The 15,273-nt window shown below is 71.5% G+C and carries 18 protein-coding genes; 11 read left to right on the forward strand and 7 right to left on the reverse strand.

The features are described 5' to 3' along the window. Together AC51EU_RS17585 and mce are read right to left on the reverse strand one after the other, a co-directional pair. The coding region (locus tag AC51EU_RS17585) for a polarized growth protein Scy-related protein (protein WP_496267922.1) at positions 1-562 on the reverse strand (562 nt) is incomplete at its 3' end. Between the two features lie 207 nt (positions 563-769). Continuing rightward, entirely contained in the window at positions 770-1,210 is a 441-nt protein-coding gene (gene mce, locus AC51EU_RS17590) for a methylmalonyl-CoA epimerase (protein ID WP_496267923.1), read from the reverse strand. 173 nt (positions 1,211-1,383) lie between these two features. Between mce and AC51EU_RS17595 the strand changes: the two genes are divergently transcribed. Together AC51EU_RS17595 and meaB are read left to right on the forward strand one after the other, a co-directional pair. Then, positions 1,384-2,559, forward strand: coding sequence for an acetyl-CoA C-acetyltransferase (locus tag AC51EU_RS17595; RefSeq protein WP_496267939.1), 1,176 nt, complete (start codon positions 1,384-1,386; stop codon positions 2,557-2,559). 85 nt (positions 2,560-2,644) lie between these two features. Next, the gene (gene meaB / locus AC51EU_RS17600; RefSeq protein ID WP_496267924.1) at positions 2,645-3,601 is read left to right on the forward strand and encodes a methylmalonyl Co-A mutase-associated GTPase MeaB; all 957 of its coding nucleotides are present in this window, start codon (positions 2,645-2,647) and stop codon (positions 3,599-3,601) included. 67 nt (positions 3,602-3,668) lie between these two features. Here meaB and AC51EU_RS17605 read toward each other — a convergent pair whose 3' ends face one another. The 4 genes from AC51EU_RS17605 to AC51EU_RS17620 all read right to left on the reverse strand — a co-directional run bounded on the left by AC51EU_RS17605 (position 3,669) and on the right by AC51EU_RS17620 (position 6,338). Beyond that, a complete protein-coding gene (locus AC51EU_RS17605) occupies positions 3,669-4,145 on the reverse strand; it encodes a MarR family winged helix-turn-helix transcriptional regulator (RefSeq protein WP_496267925.1) in 477 nt (158 codons plus the stop codon). A 134-nt stretch (positions 4,146-4,279) separates the two neighbouring features. Further along, complete coding sequence (locus AC51EU_RS17610) at positions 4,280-5,053, reverse strand: AIM24 family protein (protein WP_496267926.1); 774 nt, start codon at positions 5,051-5,053, stop codon at positions 4,280-4,282. Then, positions 5,050-5,700, reverse strand: coding sequence for an AIM24 family protein (locus AC51EU_RS17615; protein ID WP_496267927.1), 651 nt, complete (start codon positions 5,698-5,700; stop codon positions 5,050-5,052). Before AC51EU_RS17615 ends, AC51EU_RS17610 begins: the two co-directional genes overlap by 4 nt. Next, the gene (locus tag AC51EU_RS17620) at positions 5,700-6,338 is read right to left on the reverse strand and encodes an AIM24 family protein (RefSeq protein ID WP_496267928.1); all 639 of its coding nucleotides are present in this window, start codon (positions 6,336-6,338) and stop codon (positions 5,700-5,702) included. Before AC51EU_RS17620 ends, AC51EU_RS17615 begins: the two co-directional genes overlap by 1 nt. A 181-nt stretch (positions 6,339-6,519) precedes the next feature. Here AC51EU_RS17620 and AC51EU_RS17625 point away from each other — a divergent pair, with 181 nt between their 5' ends. The 5 genes from AC51EU_RS17625 to icmA all read left to right on the forward strand — a co-directional run bounded on the left by AC51EU_RS17625 (position 6,520) and on the right by icmA (position 9,999). Then, positions 6,520-6,870 carry a DUF3817 domain-containing protein gene (locus AC51EU_RS17625; protein WP_496267929.1) on the forward strand — a complete coding sequence of 117 codons (351 nt, stop codon included), beginning with the start codon at positions 6,520-6,522 and terminating at the stop codon, positions 6,868-6,870. Further along, on the forward strand, positions 6,867-7,163 hold the full coding sequence (locus AC51EU_RS17630) for an MTH1187 family thiamine-binding protein (RefSeq protein ID WP_496267930.1): 297 nt from the start codon (positions 6,867-6,869) through the stop codon (positions 7,161-7,163). Before AC51EU_RS17625 ends, AC51EU_RS17630 begins: the two co-directional genes overlap by 4 nt. Positions 7,164-7,248: 85 nt before the next feature. After that, on the forward strand, positions 7,249-7,758 hold the full coding sequence (locus tag AC51EU_RS17635) for a MarR family winged helix-turn-helix transcriptional regulator (protein ID WP_496267931.1): 510 nt from the start codon (positions 7,249-7,251) through the stop codon (positions 7,756-7,758). Positions 7,759-7,809: 51 nt separating this feature from the next. Further along, positions 7,810-8,142 (forward strand): DUF3817 domain-containing protein, encoded by a 333-nt coding sequence (locus AC51EU_RS17640; protein WP_496267932.1) that lies wholly within the window; start codon positions 7,810-7,812, stop codon positions 8,140-8,142. A gap of 156 nt (positions 8,143-8,298) precedes the next feature. Continuing rightward, entirely contained in the window at positions 8,299-9,999 is a 1,701-nt protein-coding gene (gene icmA / locus AC51EU_RS17645) for a coenzyme B12-dependent isobutyryl-CoA mutase large subunit (protein ID WP_496267933.1), read from the forward strand. 40 nt (positions 10,000-10,039) lie between these two features. Here icmA and AC51EU_RS17650 read toward each other — a convergent pair whose 3' ends face one another. Continuing rightward, positions 10,040-10,675, reverse strand: a complete 636-nt coding sequence (locus AC51EU_RS17650) for a TetR/AcrR family transcriptional regulator (protein ID WP_496267934.1) — start codon at positions 10,673-10,675, stop codon at positions 10,040-10,042. 399 nt (positions 10,676-11,074) lie between these two features. On the opposite strand from AC51EU_RS17650, the gene AC51EU_RS17655 reads away from it, so the two are divergent. From AC51EU_RS17655 to AC51EU_RS17670, 4 genes are all read left to right on the forward strand, one after another. Then, complete coding sequence (locus AC51EU_RS17655; RefSeq protein ID WP_496267935.1) at positions 11,075-12,037, forward strand: tetratricopeptide repeat protein; 963 nt, start codon at positions 11,075-11,077, stop codon at positions 12,035-12,037. 587 nt (positions 12,038-12,624) lie between these two features. Next, positions 12,625-13,242: a DUF6230 family protein gene (locus tag AC51EU_RS17660; RefSeq protein ID WP_496267936.1), complete on the forward strand. Its 618-nt coding sequence runs from the start codon at positions 12,625-12,627 to the stop codon at positions 13,240-13,242. 139 nt (positions 13,243-13,381) lie between these two features. Further along, positions 13,382-13,933, forward strand: a complete 552-nt coding sequence (locus AC51EU_RS17665) for a DUF6114 domain-containing protein (protein WP_496267937.1) — start codon at positions 13,382-13,384, stop codon at positions 13,931-13,933. Further along, positions 13,923-15,245, forward strand: a complete 1,323-nt coding sequence (locus tag AC51EU_RS17670) for a hypothetical protein (protein WP_496267938.1) — start codon at positions 13,923-13,925, stop codon at positions 15,243-15,245. The genes AC51EU_RS17665 and AC51EU_RS17670 overlap by 11 nt, the downstream gene beginning before the upstream one ends. Positions 15,246-15,273: the final 28 nt, after the last annotated feature.

Raw genomic sequence — 15,273 nt, forward strand, 5'->3', positions numbered from 1 at the left:
TCCGCTCGGTCAGCCGCTGCGCCTCGGCGCGGGCCGTCGCGAGGGCCTGCTCGGCCTCGGCCCGCGACTCGTCCAGCAGGCGGCGGGCCTGGGACTCCGTGCGGGCGCGCAACTGCTCGGCCCAGGCGACGTTTTCGTTGACGTGCGACTCGACGGTCTGCCGGCGCTCGTTCAGCTCCTCGTCGAGCTGCTGGCGCCGGGCGACCGCCTCGGCGTGCAGCTCGGACTCCATACGGGCCTGCCGCTCGGCGTGCTCCTGGAGGAGGCGCTGGGTCTGCGCACGGGCCTCGCGCAGCTCCCGCTCGGAGTCCGCGCGGATCTGCTCGGCCTGGATCTGCGCGGTGCGCAGCAGCTGTTCCGCCTGCTGGCTGACGTTGTCGTAGGCAGGACGGGAGGCGAGGTTGCGGCGCGCCTCATGGAGCTTGGCGCGCAGCACCTCGACCTGGTAGCCGAGGTCGTCGGCGTGCTGGACGGCCCTCTCCCGCTCCTTCTTCAGCCGCTCCATACGGGCTTCGAACTGCGAGAGGTGGTCGTCAGCTTCGTAGCGGTCGTTGCCCCGCACTGCGCGGTCCCATCCGTCCCCTGGTCATGGCGGCGGCCGTCTCCGTCCCACTGGTGCTCGCCCCGTACACGTCACGGTGTACCGGACTCCCACCCATCGGAGGCGACCCTTCCGAAGAAATGGTGTCAGATCATCGGCAGAGGAGGGACCGAGCCCCACCCCTCACCCCGGCCGAAGCTGCACTCTACCGGCCGGAGAAGGTGAGGGTCAGTGGCCGGTGCCGGGGCGGGGCGCGGCGGTGACCAGTTCGGTCAGCACACCGTGGCAGTCCTTGGGGTGCAGGAAGGTGATCCGCGAGTCCATCGAACCGCGCCGGGGCTCGTCGTACAGGACCCGGACGCCCTTGCCGCGGATGTCCTCGGCGTCGCCGTCGACGTCCGCGGTGCCGAAGGCGATGTGGTGCACGCCCTCGCCGTTCTTGGCGAGCCACTTGCCGACCGCACAGTCCTCGCGGACCGGTTCGAGCAGCTGGAGGTACGAGGACCCGCCGTCCGACGTATCGTTGATCTTGAGCATGGCCTCGCGGACCCCCTGCTCCTCGTTGACCTCGGTGTGGAACACCTCGAATCCGTACGTGGCACGGTAGAACTCGACGGTCCTGTCGAGGTCGAAACAGGCGATCCCGATGTGGTCGATGCGTGTCAGCATGACCCCAGTGCACCGCCCGCACGGCCGGTTACGCAACGTGCGCGCGATCACACCGACTTGCCGGTGACCCGGCGGGTACCGCTCAGTACATTGACGGGAACCCTCGTTCACTTCCCCGCGAAGGAAGGCCGCACCGCATGTCTGCAAAGAACGGCACCAACGGCTCCACGTCAGTGATCGTCGCGGGGGCCCGGACCCCCATGGGCCGGCTGCTGGGGTCCCTGCGGACCTTCTCCGGCGCCGAGCTGGGCGCCGTGGCCATCAAGGCGGCGCTGGACCGCGCGGGCATCGGCGGTGACCAGGTGCAGTACGTGATCATGGGTCAGGTGCTCCAGGCCGGCGCCGGGCAGATCCCGGCCCGCCAGGCCGCCGTCAAGGCCGGCATCCCGATGAGCGTGCCCGCCCTGACGATCAACAAGGTCTGCCTCTCCGGACTGGACGCCATCGCCCTCGCCGACCAGCTGATCCGCGCCGGGGAGTTCGACGTGGTGGTCGCCGGCGGCCAGGAGTCCATGACCAACGCCCCGCACCTGCTGCCCAAGTCCCGCGAGGGCCACAAGTACGGCGCGGTCCAGATGCTGGACGCGATGGCGCACGACGGCCTGACCGACGCCTACGAGGGCGTGGCGATGGGCGAGTCGACGGAGAAGCACAACACCCGGCTGGGCATCGGGCGGGCCGAGCAGGACGAGGTCGCGGCGCGGTCGCACCAGCGTGCCGCGGCGGCGCAGAAGAACGGCCTGTTCGAGGCGGAGATCACCCCGGTGGAGATCCCGCAGCGCAAGGGCGAGCCGGTGGTTTTCAGCCAGGACGAGGGCATCCGCGGGGAGACCACCGCCGAGTCGCTGGCCAAGCTCCGTCCGGCCTTCGCCAAGGACGGCACGATCACCGCCGGGTCGTCCTCGCAGATCTCCGACGGCGCCGCCGCCGTCGTGGTGATGAGCCGCGCCAAGGCCGAGGAACTGGGCCTGGAGTGGATCGCCGAGATCGGCGCGCACGGCAATGTCGCGGGCCCCGACAACTCGCTCCAGTCGCAGCCGTCGAACGCGATCCGGCACGCGCTGGACAAGGACGGACTGACCACCGACGACCTCGACCTCATCGAGATCAACGAGGCGTTCGCCGCCGTCGCGGTGCAGTCGGTCAAGGACCTCGGGGTGTCGCCGGAAAAGGTGAACGTCAACGGTGGCGCGATCGCGCTGGGCCACCCGATCGGGATGTCCGGCGCCCGGATCGTGCTGCACCTGGCGCTGGAGCTGCGGCGGCGGGGCGGCGGCGTGGGCGCCGCGGCGCTGTGCGGTGGCGGTGGCCAGGGCGACGCGCTGATCATCCGGGTACCGGGGAAGTGAGCCGGGGCCCGGCCGGGCCCCGGATGGCCGGTTGTGATCGGTCGGCGCCGGTCCGGGCGCCGGTACGGCGAAGGTGAGGAGCCGAGTGGTGGACGTCCCGCAACTGGTGGAGCAGGCCCGGCAGGGCCGGCCGAGGGCGGTGGCCCGGCTCATCTCCCTCGTCGAGGGGGCCGCGCCGCAGCTGCGTGAGGTGATGGCGGCGCTGGCGCCGCTCACCGGCGGCGCGTACGTCGTCGGGCTGACCGGTTCGCCGGGGGTGGGGAAGTCCACCACCACCTCCGCCCTGGTCACGGCGTACCGCAGGGCCGGCAAGCGGGTCGGGGTGCTCGCCGTCGACCCGTCCTCGCCGTTCTCCGGAGGGGCGCTGCTGGGCGACCGGGTCCGGATGGGCGAGCACGCCTCCGACCCGGGCGTCTACATCCGTTCGATGGCGACCCGGGGCCATCTGGGCGGTCTCGCGTGGGCCGCGCCGCAGGCGATCCGGGTGCTGGACGCGGCCGGGTGCGACGTGGTGCTGGTCGAGACGGTCGGCGTCGGGCAGTCCGAGGTGGAGATCGCCTCGCAGGCGGACACCAGTGTGGTGCTGCTGGCCCCGGGAATGGGCGACGGCATCCAGGCGGCCAAGGCCGGCATCCTGGAGATCGGCGACGTCTTCGTCGTCAACAAGGCGGACCGGGACGGGGCGGACGCCACGGCGCGGGAGCTGAACCACATGCTGGGCCTCGGCGAGGCGCGCGCCCCCGGCGACTGGCGGCCGCCGATCGTGAAGACCGTCGCGGCGCGCGGCGAGGGCGTCGACGAGGTCGTCGAGGCGCTGGAGAAGCACCGGGCCTGGATGGACGAGCACGGGGTGCTGGGGGAGCGGCGCCGGGCGCGGGCCGCCCGGGAGGTCGAGACGATCGCGGTGACCGCGCTGCGGGAGCGGATCGGGGACCTGCACGGCGACCGGCGGCTGGGCGCGCTCGCCGAGCGGATCGTGGCCGGCGAGCTGGACCCGTACCGCGCGGCGGACGAGCTGGTGGACGGCCTGACGGCGGGCTGAGCCGCGGCGTTCCCCGCTCCCCGGCGTCCGTGGCACGGGCGCCGGGACGGGTGCCGCGGCCCGCCGGTCAGAGGCTGCCGCGGCGTTCGCGCAGATGCTCCGCGACGGGGCTGAGCGACGCGTGCAGCGCGTCGAGGCCGTCGGGGGTGAAGAGGTCGATGAAGTGCTCGCGCACCGAGGCGACGTGGTGCGGGGCGACCCGGCGCATGGTCTCCCAGCCCTCGTCGGTCAGGACGGCGTAGAGCCCGCGGCGGTCGGACTCGCAGCTCTCGCGGCGTACCAGGCCCGCGTTCTCCATGCGGGTGATCTGGTGCGAGAGCCGGCTCTTGGACTGGAGGGTGCGGGTGGCGAGGTCGCTCATCCGCATCCGCCGTCCCTCGGCCTCGGAGAGGTTCACCAGGATCTCGTAGTCGTTGTTGGTCAGGCCGAACGGCTGCAGATCGCGCTCCAGCTGGTGCATCAGCAGTCTGCTGACGTCCAGGTGGGTGCGCCAGGCGCGCTGCTCCTGGTCGGTCAGCCAGGGGGTGTCGCTGTCGGTCGTCATGGAGTAATTCTACCCGTAAAAGTTTAATAGTGAATTAGTTCGCCCGCATTCACCGGCATGGCAGAGGGAGGAGAGCGCACTCGACGGCGAGCGGTGTGGTCAGACGTTCGAGGTTACCGTCCGCAGACTATCGTTCACAGCCCGAAGCGGCGCTGAAGTCCTCCGAGCCCCCCGGGCAACTGCGGCACATGTGAGCCACTTTCGTCACGGGGGTTTCCGTCGCCGGACACCGCGGCCTCCTGGCCCGGCGCCCCCGTCGCCACCTCCGGCACCACCTGCTCCGACGACTGGAGCAGCACCGTCCCCGCCCCCGAGAACTCGAACTGGTGCTCCTCGCCGGACGCACCCCCGATGCCCGTGTACGCCCGCAGTCCGCCGAGGAAACCCCGCAGGTACCGCTGGTCGTAGTGGTGGCACGGCGACGGGCAGTCCGCCCAGCCCACCAACGCCTGCGGATCGACCCGGATCGGCGGCTCGGCGAACACCACCGGACCGTTGGACGCCGCCACGAACCGGCCCGTCCCCAGCAGCGTCAGGAACCCCGGGACGATCGACTGCTTCAGCGACAGGGATGGCTGAAACGCGAGCAGATTGCCGGACCGAATGGTGAGGTTTCCCTCATCCAGGTCGTAGGAGTTCACGTCGAAGGCCCGGTCGGCGAGGAGCATCTTGCCCCGCCCCTCGGCGACCACCCAGTCCGCGGCGTGCAGCGGCGAATGGAAGCTCCCGGCGACCAGCTCCTCCAGCGGGCCGTGCCCGATGCCGTGGAAGCCGATCTGCCCGTAATAGGCGATCATCTTCCCCTTCTGGAGGAACCACCGCCCGTCCAACTCCACACTGAACGCGTACGGGTTGACGTTGTCGCCGCTCGGGAGCGACAGGGCGTCATGGATGACGGGACCGTTCAAAGCTTCTCCTCCGACGCCTGCACGTACACGGTGCCCCGGCCCGACAGCTCCAGTTGGAACGCCTCGCCCGAGCCGCGGCCCACCATCTCGCGCCAACCGAGCGCGGCGGACAGCTTGTTGCGGACCTCGCCGCGGTGTGCGACATACGCCTGTGGATCGACGTGGACCGGGCGCTCCGGGGTGATCGGCAGCTCCACGACCCCGCCGTGGGCCATCACCGCCGCCGCGCCGTGGCCGGCGAGTGTGGTGGTGAACAGGCCCTGGCCGGTGGCCTGGCCGCGCACCATCCCCATCACCCCTCCCTGTGACCCCATGAACATCGTGCCCTGCTGGAGAGAGCCGTCGAACGCCAGTAGCCGGTCCGCCTCGACGTAGAGCGTCTCGCCCGCCAGGTCGACGACATGGACGTGATGCCCGCCGTGCCCGAACATCACCGAGCCGTCGCCCTCGACCGTCATCAGCGGCGTCGCCTCCCCGGCGATCCGGCGCCCGATCATCGAGCCGATACCGCCCTGGCCGCCCTGGATGTTCGGCGTGAAGAAGACCTGGCCGCGGTAGGCGAGCATCGCCCCGCGCTGGCTGAACATCCGCTCGCCCGGAGCGATCCGGGCCTCCACCATCTGCGGGGTGAGCACCGTGAACGGCATCAGACCTCACCCCCGAGCGTCGCGCGCTCGCTCGGCTGCACGTACACCAGGCCGTCGCCCTCGAATCGGATCTGGAACGCCTCGCCGGAGCCCTCGCCGAGGAACGTGCGGAAGTTCACCCCGGACTGGAAGTGCTGCCGCAGCCCGCCGGTGTGGGCGACGTACGCGCCCGGGTCGACCTGGAGGGGCTGGTCGGGGGTCACCCGCAGCACCACGGCGGGACCGGCCGAGGTGATCGCGGCCTGCCCGTGGCCCTCGACGGTGGTGGTGAACAGTCCGTTGCCCTGCGAGGCCCCGCGCAGCCCGGTGAAGCTCGTGCCGGTGCGCAGCGACGCCTCCGCGCACAGCAGGTTGTCCGCCTCGACGTGCAGCTTCTCGCCCTGGAGCCGCACCAGGTTGATCTCCGTGGCGCGGTCCGCGAAATAGCAGGTGCCCTTGCCCTTCACCTCCATCACGGTCATGTGTTCACCGGTGAGACGCCGGGTGACCACACCACGCAGTCCCTCCCCGCCACCGGTCAGTCTCTTGAACGACATCCGGCCGTCGTACGCGACCATCGCCCCGTTCTTCGCCCTCACGGCATCGCCCGCCATGTCGACGGCCAGCACCTTGCTCCCCTGGAGCCGAAACTCAGCCACGGCACAGACCGTAGTGGGCGCGGCGGGGCGAGGGGAGGGCCGGTGGCCCCGGGGGTGCGCCCGGCGCGGGCGTCGTCCGCCCCCGGGCGCGGTGATCACAGGGGCGGCTGCGACAATGTGCCGAGCTTGTGAACACTTGCACAAGCCTTGTCGTTCCGCCTGCCACCCGAACGAGGTTCCCGTGGACATCAAGACCGCCGCCGCCGTGCACCGACTGCGCCTGGCTTCGATCCCGGAGGCGCTCTCCTTCCCGGCGCTGCTGATCTTCGGCACCGGTTTCCGCCTCGCGTTCGACTACGACAGCCTGGTCATGCCGCTCGGCATGATCCACGGCGTGCTGTTCGTGATCTACCTGGTGCTGCTGCTCGACGTCTGGAACCGCGCCAAGTGGCCCTTCAAGCGCGTCGCGTTCTTCGTGCTGCTGGCCGTGGTGCCGTTCGGCGGGCTCTACGGCGACCGGGTCCTGCGGCGCGAGGAGGAGGCCGGCGTGATCGCCGCCCGCGCCCGCAAGGAAGGCACGGTCAGCGCATGATCGTCGCCTTCTCGGTGAGTCCCCTCGGGGTGGGTGAGGACGTCGGTGAGTACGTCGCCGACGCGGTCCGGGTCGTCCGCGAGTCCGGCCTGCCCAACCGTACCGACGCGATGTTCACCTCGATCGAGGGTGAGTGGGACGAGGTCATGGACGTCGTCCGGCGCGCGGTGGCCGCCGTCGAGGCGCGCTGCGGCCGGGTCTCGCTCGTCCTCAAGGCCGACATCCGGCCGGGGGTGACGGACGGGCTGACGTCGAAGGTCGAGACGGTGGAACGTTTTCTCGCCGAGGGCTGAAAGAAATCCGGGCGGTCGACCGGTTCGCCGCCCGGATCCCGAGACAGGGCTGACCGGGGTGTGACCGGCGGATAGGCTCGGGGGCGTGTCCAAGCCGCTCAGCCTTGCCTTCGATCCCATCGCGCGCGCCGACGAACTGTGGCAGCGGCGGTGGGGAGCCGTGCCGTCCATGGCCGCGATCACCTCGATCATGCGGGCCCAGCAGATCCTGCTGGCCGAGGTGGACGCGGTGGTCAAGCCGTACGGGCTGACGTTCGCCCGCTACGAGGCGCTGGTGCTGCTCGCCTTCTCCCAGTCCGGTGAGCTGCCGATGTCCAAGATCGGCGAGCGGTTGATGGTGCACCCGACGTCGGTGACCAACACCGTCGACCGGCTGGTCAGGTCCGGTCTGGTGGCCAAGCGGCCCAATCCCAACGACGGGCGCGGCACCCTCGCCTCCATCACGGACAAGGGCCGTGAGGTGTGCGACGCGGCCACCCGCGACCTGATGGCCATAGATTTCGGTCTCGGGGCGTACGACGCCGAGGAGTGCGCGGAGATCTTCGCGATGCTGCGGCCGCTGCGGGTGGCGGCCGGGGACTTCAAGGACAGCTGAGGGCCGGGGGCGGCGAAGATCGCCCCCGCCGGTGCGGTTACGCTCGTCGTCATGAAGCGAAGCGTCCTGACCCGGTACCGGGTGATGGCCTACATCACCGCCGTGATGCTGCTGGTGCTGTGCGCCTGCATGGTGTTCAAGTACGGCTTCGGGATGGGCAAGGACCTGACCCTCGTCGTCTCCCAGATCCACGGCGTGCTCTACATCATCTACCTGGTGTTCGCCTTCGACCTGGGTTCCAAGGCGAAGTGGAAGTTCGGCAAGCTGCTGTGGGTGCTGGTGTCCGGCACGATCCCCACGGCGGCGTTCTTCGTCGAGCGGGCCGTGGTCCGTGAGGTCGAGCCGTTGGTGGCGGACGGCGCTCCGGCGGCCGTCAAGGTCTGAGCCGGCCCTGCCGCCGCGTGTGCGCGCCTTCTCCTTCGGGGGAGGGCGCGTTTTTTGTGTACGGGGTCCCTCGTTCCCGCGAAAGGGGCCGAACCCGCCAAAGGCGCTGGCCGGAAGGCATCGACAATTAGTAGGACGTCCTAGTAAATTCGAAGCATGGACGCTGACGCGATCGATGAGGGACGCCGCCGCTGGCAGGCCCGGTACGACTCCGCCCGCAAGCGCGACGCGGACTTCAGCACGCTGTCGGGCGACCCGGTGGAGCCGCTCTACGGCCCCCGGCCCGGGGACACCGTGGAGGGCTTCGAGCGGATCGGCTGGCCGGGGGAGTACCCCTTCACCCGCGGTCTGTACCCGACCGGCTACCGGGGGCGCACCTGGACCATCCGGCAGTTCGCCGGGTTCGGCAACGCCGAGCAGACCAACGAGCGCTACAAGATGATCCTCAAGGCCGGGGGCGGCGGGCTCTCGGTCGCCTTCGACATGCCCACGCTGATGGGGCGCGACTCGGACGACCCGCGCTCCCTGGGCGAGGTCGGGCACTGCGGCGTCGCCATCGACTCCGCCGCCGACATGGAGGTCCTGTTCCAGGACATCCCGCTGGGGGACGTCACCACCTCGATGACGATCAGCGGCCCGGCCGTGCCGGTGTTCTGCATGTACCTCGTCGCCGCGGAGCGGCAGGGCGTCGACCCGGGCGTCCTCAACGGCACGCTCCAGACCGACATCTTCAAGGAGTACATCGCCCAGAAGGAGTGGCTGTTCCCGCCGGAGCCGCATCTGCGGCTGATCGGCGACCTGATGGAGCACTGCGCGGCCGGCATCCCCGCCTACAAGCCGCTGTCGGTCTCCGGCTACCACATCCGCGAGGCCGGGGCGACCGCCGCGCAGGAGCTGGCGTACACCCTCGCGGACGGCTTCGGCTACGTCGAGCTGGGCCTCTCGCGCGGCCTCGACGTCAACGCGTTCGCGCCGGGCCTGTCGTTCTTCTTCGACGCGCACGTCGACTTCTTCGAGGAGATCGCCAAGTTCCGCGCCGCCCGCCGGATCTGGGCCCGCTGGATGCGGGACGTGTACGGGGCGAGCAGCGAGAAGGCGCAGTGGCTGCGCTTCCACACCCAGACCGCCGGGGTGTCGCTCACCGCGCAGCAGCCGTACAACAACGTGGTCCGCACGGCCGTGGAGGCGCTGGCCGCGGTCCTGGGCGGCACCAACTCGCTGCACACCAACGCCCTGGACGAGACGCTGGCCCTGCCGAGCGAGCAGGCCGCCGAGATCGCGCTGCGGACACAGCAGGTGCTGATGGAGGAGACCGGCGTCGCCAACGTCGCCGACCCGCTGGGCGGCTCCTGGTACGTCGAGGCGCTGACCGACCGGATCGAGGCGGACGCGGAGAAGATCTTCGACCGGATCAAGGAACGCGGCGCGCGGGCCGTGCCGGACGGCACGCACCCGATCGGCCCGATGACCTCCGGCATCCTGCGCGGGATCGAGGACGGCTGGTTCACCGGCGAGATCGCCGAGTCCGCCTTCCGCTACCAGCAGGCGCTGGAGAAGGGCGACAAGAGGGTCGTCGGCGTCAACTGCCACGAGGGCTCCGTCACCGGCGACCTGGAGATCCTGCGGGTCAGCCACGAGGTCGAGCGGGAGCAGGTACGGGTGCTCGCGGCCCGCAAGGCGGCGCGGGACGACGCCCGGGTGCGGTCCTCGCTGGACGCGATGCTCGTCGCGGCCCGCGACGGCGGCAACATGATCGGGCCGATGCTGGAGGCCGTCCGCGCCGAGGCCACCCTCGGCGAGATCTGCGGGGCCCTGCGCGACGAGTGGGGCGTGTACACCGAACCCGCGGGGTTCTGAGCGATACGGGCCGGGGCGTACGGGCGCCCCGGCCCGCGCGTCACGCCGGCCCGCGCAGCCCCTCCAGCAGCACCACCGACAGACGGTGGGCCCAGGCGGCGTCCACCGGCTCGTCGGAGACCAGGGTGCGGTGGACGACCGAGCCCGCGACCATGTCGAAGATCAGGCCCACCGATTCCGCCGCCTCCCGCGCCCCCTGCGGCCCCGGGACGTCCGGCGGCAGCTCACCGCGGGCCTGGGCCCGCTCGCGGCCGAGGAGGACCAGCCGCTTCTGGCGGTCGACGATGGCCGTGCGTATCCGCTCGCGCAGCGCGTCGTCCGCCGTGGCCTCCGCGACCACCGCCATCAGTGCCGTCTTGGTCTCCGGCCGGGCCAGCAGCGCGCCGAACTGGAGCACCACGCCCTCGATGTCGGCCCGCAGGCTGCCGCGGTCGGGGAGCGACAGCTCGTCGAAGAGGACCGCGACCGCGTCCACCACCAGCTCGCTCTTGTTGGCCCAGCGCCGGTAGAGCGTCGTCTTGGCGACGCCCGCGCGGGCCGCGACATCGCCCATGCTCAGCTTCCCCCAGCCCAGTTCGACCAGGGCGGCCCGGGTGGCGTCGAGGATCGCGCGGTCCGTCCCGGCGCTGCGGGGACGGCCCGTTCGGCCCTTACGAGGGCTGGCGGAGTGCGGCATGGTGGCGACCATACCGGCGGGTAGCGGGCGCCGGGACGGGGCGCGCGAGGTGAGGCAGATCACCCGGCGGGCGCCGGAGGCGGGGTTGCCCCGGCGGGGTACCGAACAGTTACGCTACGGGCCGTAGCGTAAGAGCGACGACCACCGGCCGGGATGGGGATCACGGCCGCACCACGGCCCCGCGCGGGGGCCGTCCCGGGCATCCCGTCCGGACGTACGCCGGGCATTCCGGTGCGGTGTACGGACGGCAGCGGTGTCCGGCGCGCCACGGCCGCGGCGCCCCGGAAGCGGCCGCGCGGGCCCGTGTACCGGGACCGCCCACCGGACATCCGGGGGCGCGGACGCCGGAATCCGGACATCGCTTTCGGGATCGGGCCGCACAGGGGGGAGGATGGACCCATGCAGCCACGCAACATGTCCATGAGTGGAGTCGTCGACCTCGCCGCGGTGAAGGCGGCCGGGGAAGCGAAGCAGAAGGCCGAGCAGGCGCGCGCCGAGGCGGCCCGTACGGGCGCGGCGCCGGCGGGCGGTGGCCGGCTGGTGTTCGACGTCGACGAGGCGGGATTCCAGGCGGACGTCCTCCAGCGCTCCACCGAGGTGCCGGTCGTCATCGACTTCTGGGCCGAGTGGTGCGAGCCGTGCAAGCAGCTCGGCCCGCTGCTGGAGCGCCTGGCGTCCGAGTACGCCGGGAAGTTCGTCCTGGCGAAGATCGACGTCGACAGCAACCAGATGCTCTTCCAGCAGTTCGGGGTGCAGGGCATCCCGGCCGTTTTCGCCGTCGTCGCCGGTCAGCCCATCCCGCTGTTCCAGGGCGCGGCGCCCGAGGCCCAGATCCGGCAGGTCCTCGACCAGCTGGTGCAGGCCGCCGAGCAGCAGTTCGGCATCGTGGGCGCGCCCATCGACGCGCAGGCGGCGGAGAGCGAGCCGGCGCCGGTGCCGGCCGGTCCGTACGACGCCGCGCTGGAGGCGGCGGGCCGGGCGCTGGACGCCGGTGACCTGGGCGGCGCCGTCCGCGCCTACGAGAACGTGCTCTCCGACGACCCGGCCAACCCGGAGGCGAAGCTGGGCCTGGCCCAGGCCAAGCTGCTGAGCCGGGTCAAGGAGCTGGACCCGCAGACGGTCCGGACCGAGGCGGCGGAGCGGCCGGCCGATGTGGAGGCGCAGATCCGGGCCGCCGACCTCGATCTGGTCGGGGGTCATGTCGAGGACGCGTTCGGGCGGTTGGTCGAGGCGGTGAAGCGGACCGCCGGGGACGACCGGGAGGCGGCGCGGGTGCGTCTGCTGGAGCTGTTCGAGGTCGTGGGCGCGGACGATCCGCGGGTGACGGCGGCGCGTACCGCCCTTGCCCGGGTGCTGTTCTGACGGCCCGTCCGCAGGCTTCGCTCCCGTCGCGCGCGACGGCGGTCGGCGGCCGCACTTTGCCAAATCTTGGTGATTGCGGCCGCTGTTACTTGGAGTAAGTCCACTGGGGCAATATGCCGGGCAATGCCCGCTATTGCCCCATTTTTCTTTCGTGCGGGCGACGACCCTGCGTACCGGTCCGATATCGGTCGGTCGTTCTTCGGTTATCCGGCCGTTACTCGTAAGTAATGAACCTCTTGTGCGGCGGCCTCCGATGCACCACGATCGGCCACGCTCGGTCCCTTCCCTCATGTCCGGCAGCCGGCCGGTGCCCTGGGGGACGTGGATCCCCACCGAGTGGCCGGCGGCAGTGGCGCCGGCCGTGGACAGGGGGGTCTCCGCCCCTTCGGCGGAGCCTGTCCAGGAGGTCGCGCGAGAGCGCGGCCAGTGGTTGTCGCTCGGGGGTGATCGCCGGTGTTCGGACGCCAAGCGCCTCCGGGGACGGGCGCTCTCCTTCCCGAGGACGTAGCACTTCTCCCATCCCCCGTACGGCGGCACCCGACCGGGGCGTCGGTACCGGGGATGTACGTCCGAGAAGGAGGAAGATCATGGAGTCCCAGACGCGTGGCGGGACCAGATGGAAGCGGTTCGCCGTCGTCATGGTGCCCAGCGTCGCGGCGACCGCCGCGATAGGCGTCGCCCTGTCGCAGGGCGCGCTCGCGGCATCGTTCAGTGTGTCGGGCCAGCAGTTCAAGGTGAGCACCGACCGGCTCGACGGCACCGGCTTCGTGCAGTACGGGGCCATCGACGCGCAGAAGAACGGCAAGCAGGTCCCGGTGGCGGTCTCGGGGTTCAGCAGCGCCAAGATCAAGAACCTGTGCCAGTCCGTCGTCGTACCGGTGCCGGTCTTCGGTGATGTGTCGATGAAGCTGCTGGCCGGCGGCGGGGGCAAGACGGTCGAGGCGAAGAACCTCTACATCGACCTGGACGAGCTGAGCGCGGACGCGACCTTCAACGACATCAACATCGGTGTCGCCGCGGGTTCGTCGTCCAAGGGGCCGGGCATGCACAAGGGCGACGCCGCCGACCCGGGCTCGTTCGCCCAGGAGGCCGACACCGCCGTGCTGACCGGCGTCAGGCAGACGGCGTGGGCGACCACCGCCGGCACGTTCAAGCTCAGCGGCCTTCAGATGAAGGTCAGCAAGGGCAAGAACGAGTGCTACTGACGCACTGAGCGTACGGGCGCGGGGAAGCGCCGGGGCCGTGCCGTGCGCGCCGCCGTGCCCCGCGCCCCTACGCCGGCACCGTCAGCCCTCACGCACTCACCAGAACCACCGAATTGCCAGTCCCGAGGAGCTGCACTACATGAGCGCCGACACGCGACCGCGGGTGATCGAGTCCATCAACCGGAAGCGCCTGGTGTTCCGGGGATGGCGCGGGCACCGCCCGTTCTGGGGCGGCCTCCTGACGCTGCTGGCCGGCATTCCGATCATGTACATCCCCTACGCGAACCTCACGATCGGTTCGCTGACCGTCCGCCTGGCGACCACGGCCGGCGCCGGGTCGCTGATCATCGGCGTGCTGCTGGTCGTGCTCGGCCTGACCATGTGGTTCCAGCCGGCCTCCCGCGTCTTCGCGGGCGTGGCGGCGATCCTGCTGTCCCTCGTCTCCCTGGTCGTCTCGAACTTCGGCGCCTTCCTGATCGGCTTCCTGCTGGGGCTGATCGGTGGTGCGCTCGGGGTGTCGTGGGCGCCGGGCAGGCCGGAGGGGGCCGCGGAGGAGCCGGGCCGCCGGGCGGGCGGCCCCCGGGCCGAACCCGCGGCGGCCGCCGCCGGACCGGGATCGGGCACCGCACTGGACGACCTGTCAGGAACGAGCCCGACCAACGGAACGAACGGGAGGCACCGTGCCGGGTGACGAGCCGCACGAGAACGCAGCCGCCGGGGCGAGATCCGGTCCGCGGCACGCGGCGCCCCGCAAGCCGCTGCTGGCCCGGTTCCATGTGCCGGCGGGCAAGGCGATCGCCCTCGCCGCGATGCCCTCCGCCGTCCTCATGGGCATGGGGCTCACCCCCCAACTCGCCCTGGCCAAACCGGTTCCGCCCAAGAGCCCCTTCCGTGACGGCCCGTGCGTGAGCGCGCCGGAGAAGCCGGAGCGGGGCACCGAAGGGGAGAAGGACCCGAAGGCGGACGCGACCCCGGGGGCCGGTGAGGCCGACGGGGCGGCGGACGCGCCGGAGGGGCCGGGGAAGGACGCGGCGGAACGGGCGGGGGAGGACGGAAAACGGGACGGGCCCGCTGACGCGGGTACGCCGTCGCCGTCCGCCGGTGCGCGGACCTCCCGGGAGGCCGCACCCACTCCGACCCCGACCGCGACACCCTCCGGTTCTCCCACCCCGTCCCCCTCGGCCTCCGCCGGTGACGAGAACCCCTGGTACGACCCGCTGGGCCTCGGCAAGAAGATCGAGGACGCGTTCCGGCCCCGGGACGGGGCCACCGCGACGCCCGGCCCGTCACCGTCCGCCACGCATACCCCCACCGCCGCGCCGGAGACCCCGGAGCCGCCGGGGGCCCCGGACCCGGAACCGTCCGCCGGGAAGTCCGCCGGGAAGGACGCGCCGCCCGCGGACACCGCGTCCCCCACGGCCGGGGACGCGCGGGACGACGAAGCGGGCGACGCGGACCCGGCGTCGCCGACTCCCTCGCCGTCCGCCTCGGACGAGGACACCGGCAAGGACGCGGAGGGCCGCGAGCCGTTCCCCTGCGTCGTGGAGAAGAAGTCCGCGGGGACGGACGAGCAGCCCCCCGCCACGGTTCCCCACACGCCCTGGCACCTGGAGTCCAGCGCCCTGACCCTGCGCGAACTGGACTACAAGGGCGTGGTCAATCTGACGATGCCGAACGGGCGGACCAAGCAGGCGCTGAAGTTCACCGCGGGCAGCGTCGACATCGGCGACCTGCACCAGACCGTGGCGGGACCGCTGGGGAAGACGTACCACGTCCAGGCCGCGCCGGGCTCGACGTCCACGATCCGCGGCGGCACGGTGACGATGTACACCGAGCGTCTTGAGGGCAATCTGTTCGGGCTGATCCCCATCGTCTTCGACGCCGAGCACCCGCCGCCGATCAATGTGCCGTTCGCCTACTTCACCAAGGTGAAGATCGTGCAGGCGGGGCAGTTCGGCGGCAATCTCCACATCCCGGGACTGCGCCAGACCATCACCGACTGATCCGGCCCGTCCGGGAGCCGGGAAACGC

It is taken from the genome of Candidatus Streptomyces philanthi (assembly GCF_059553635.1).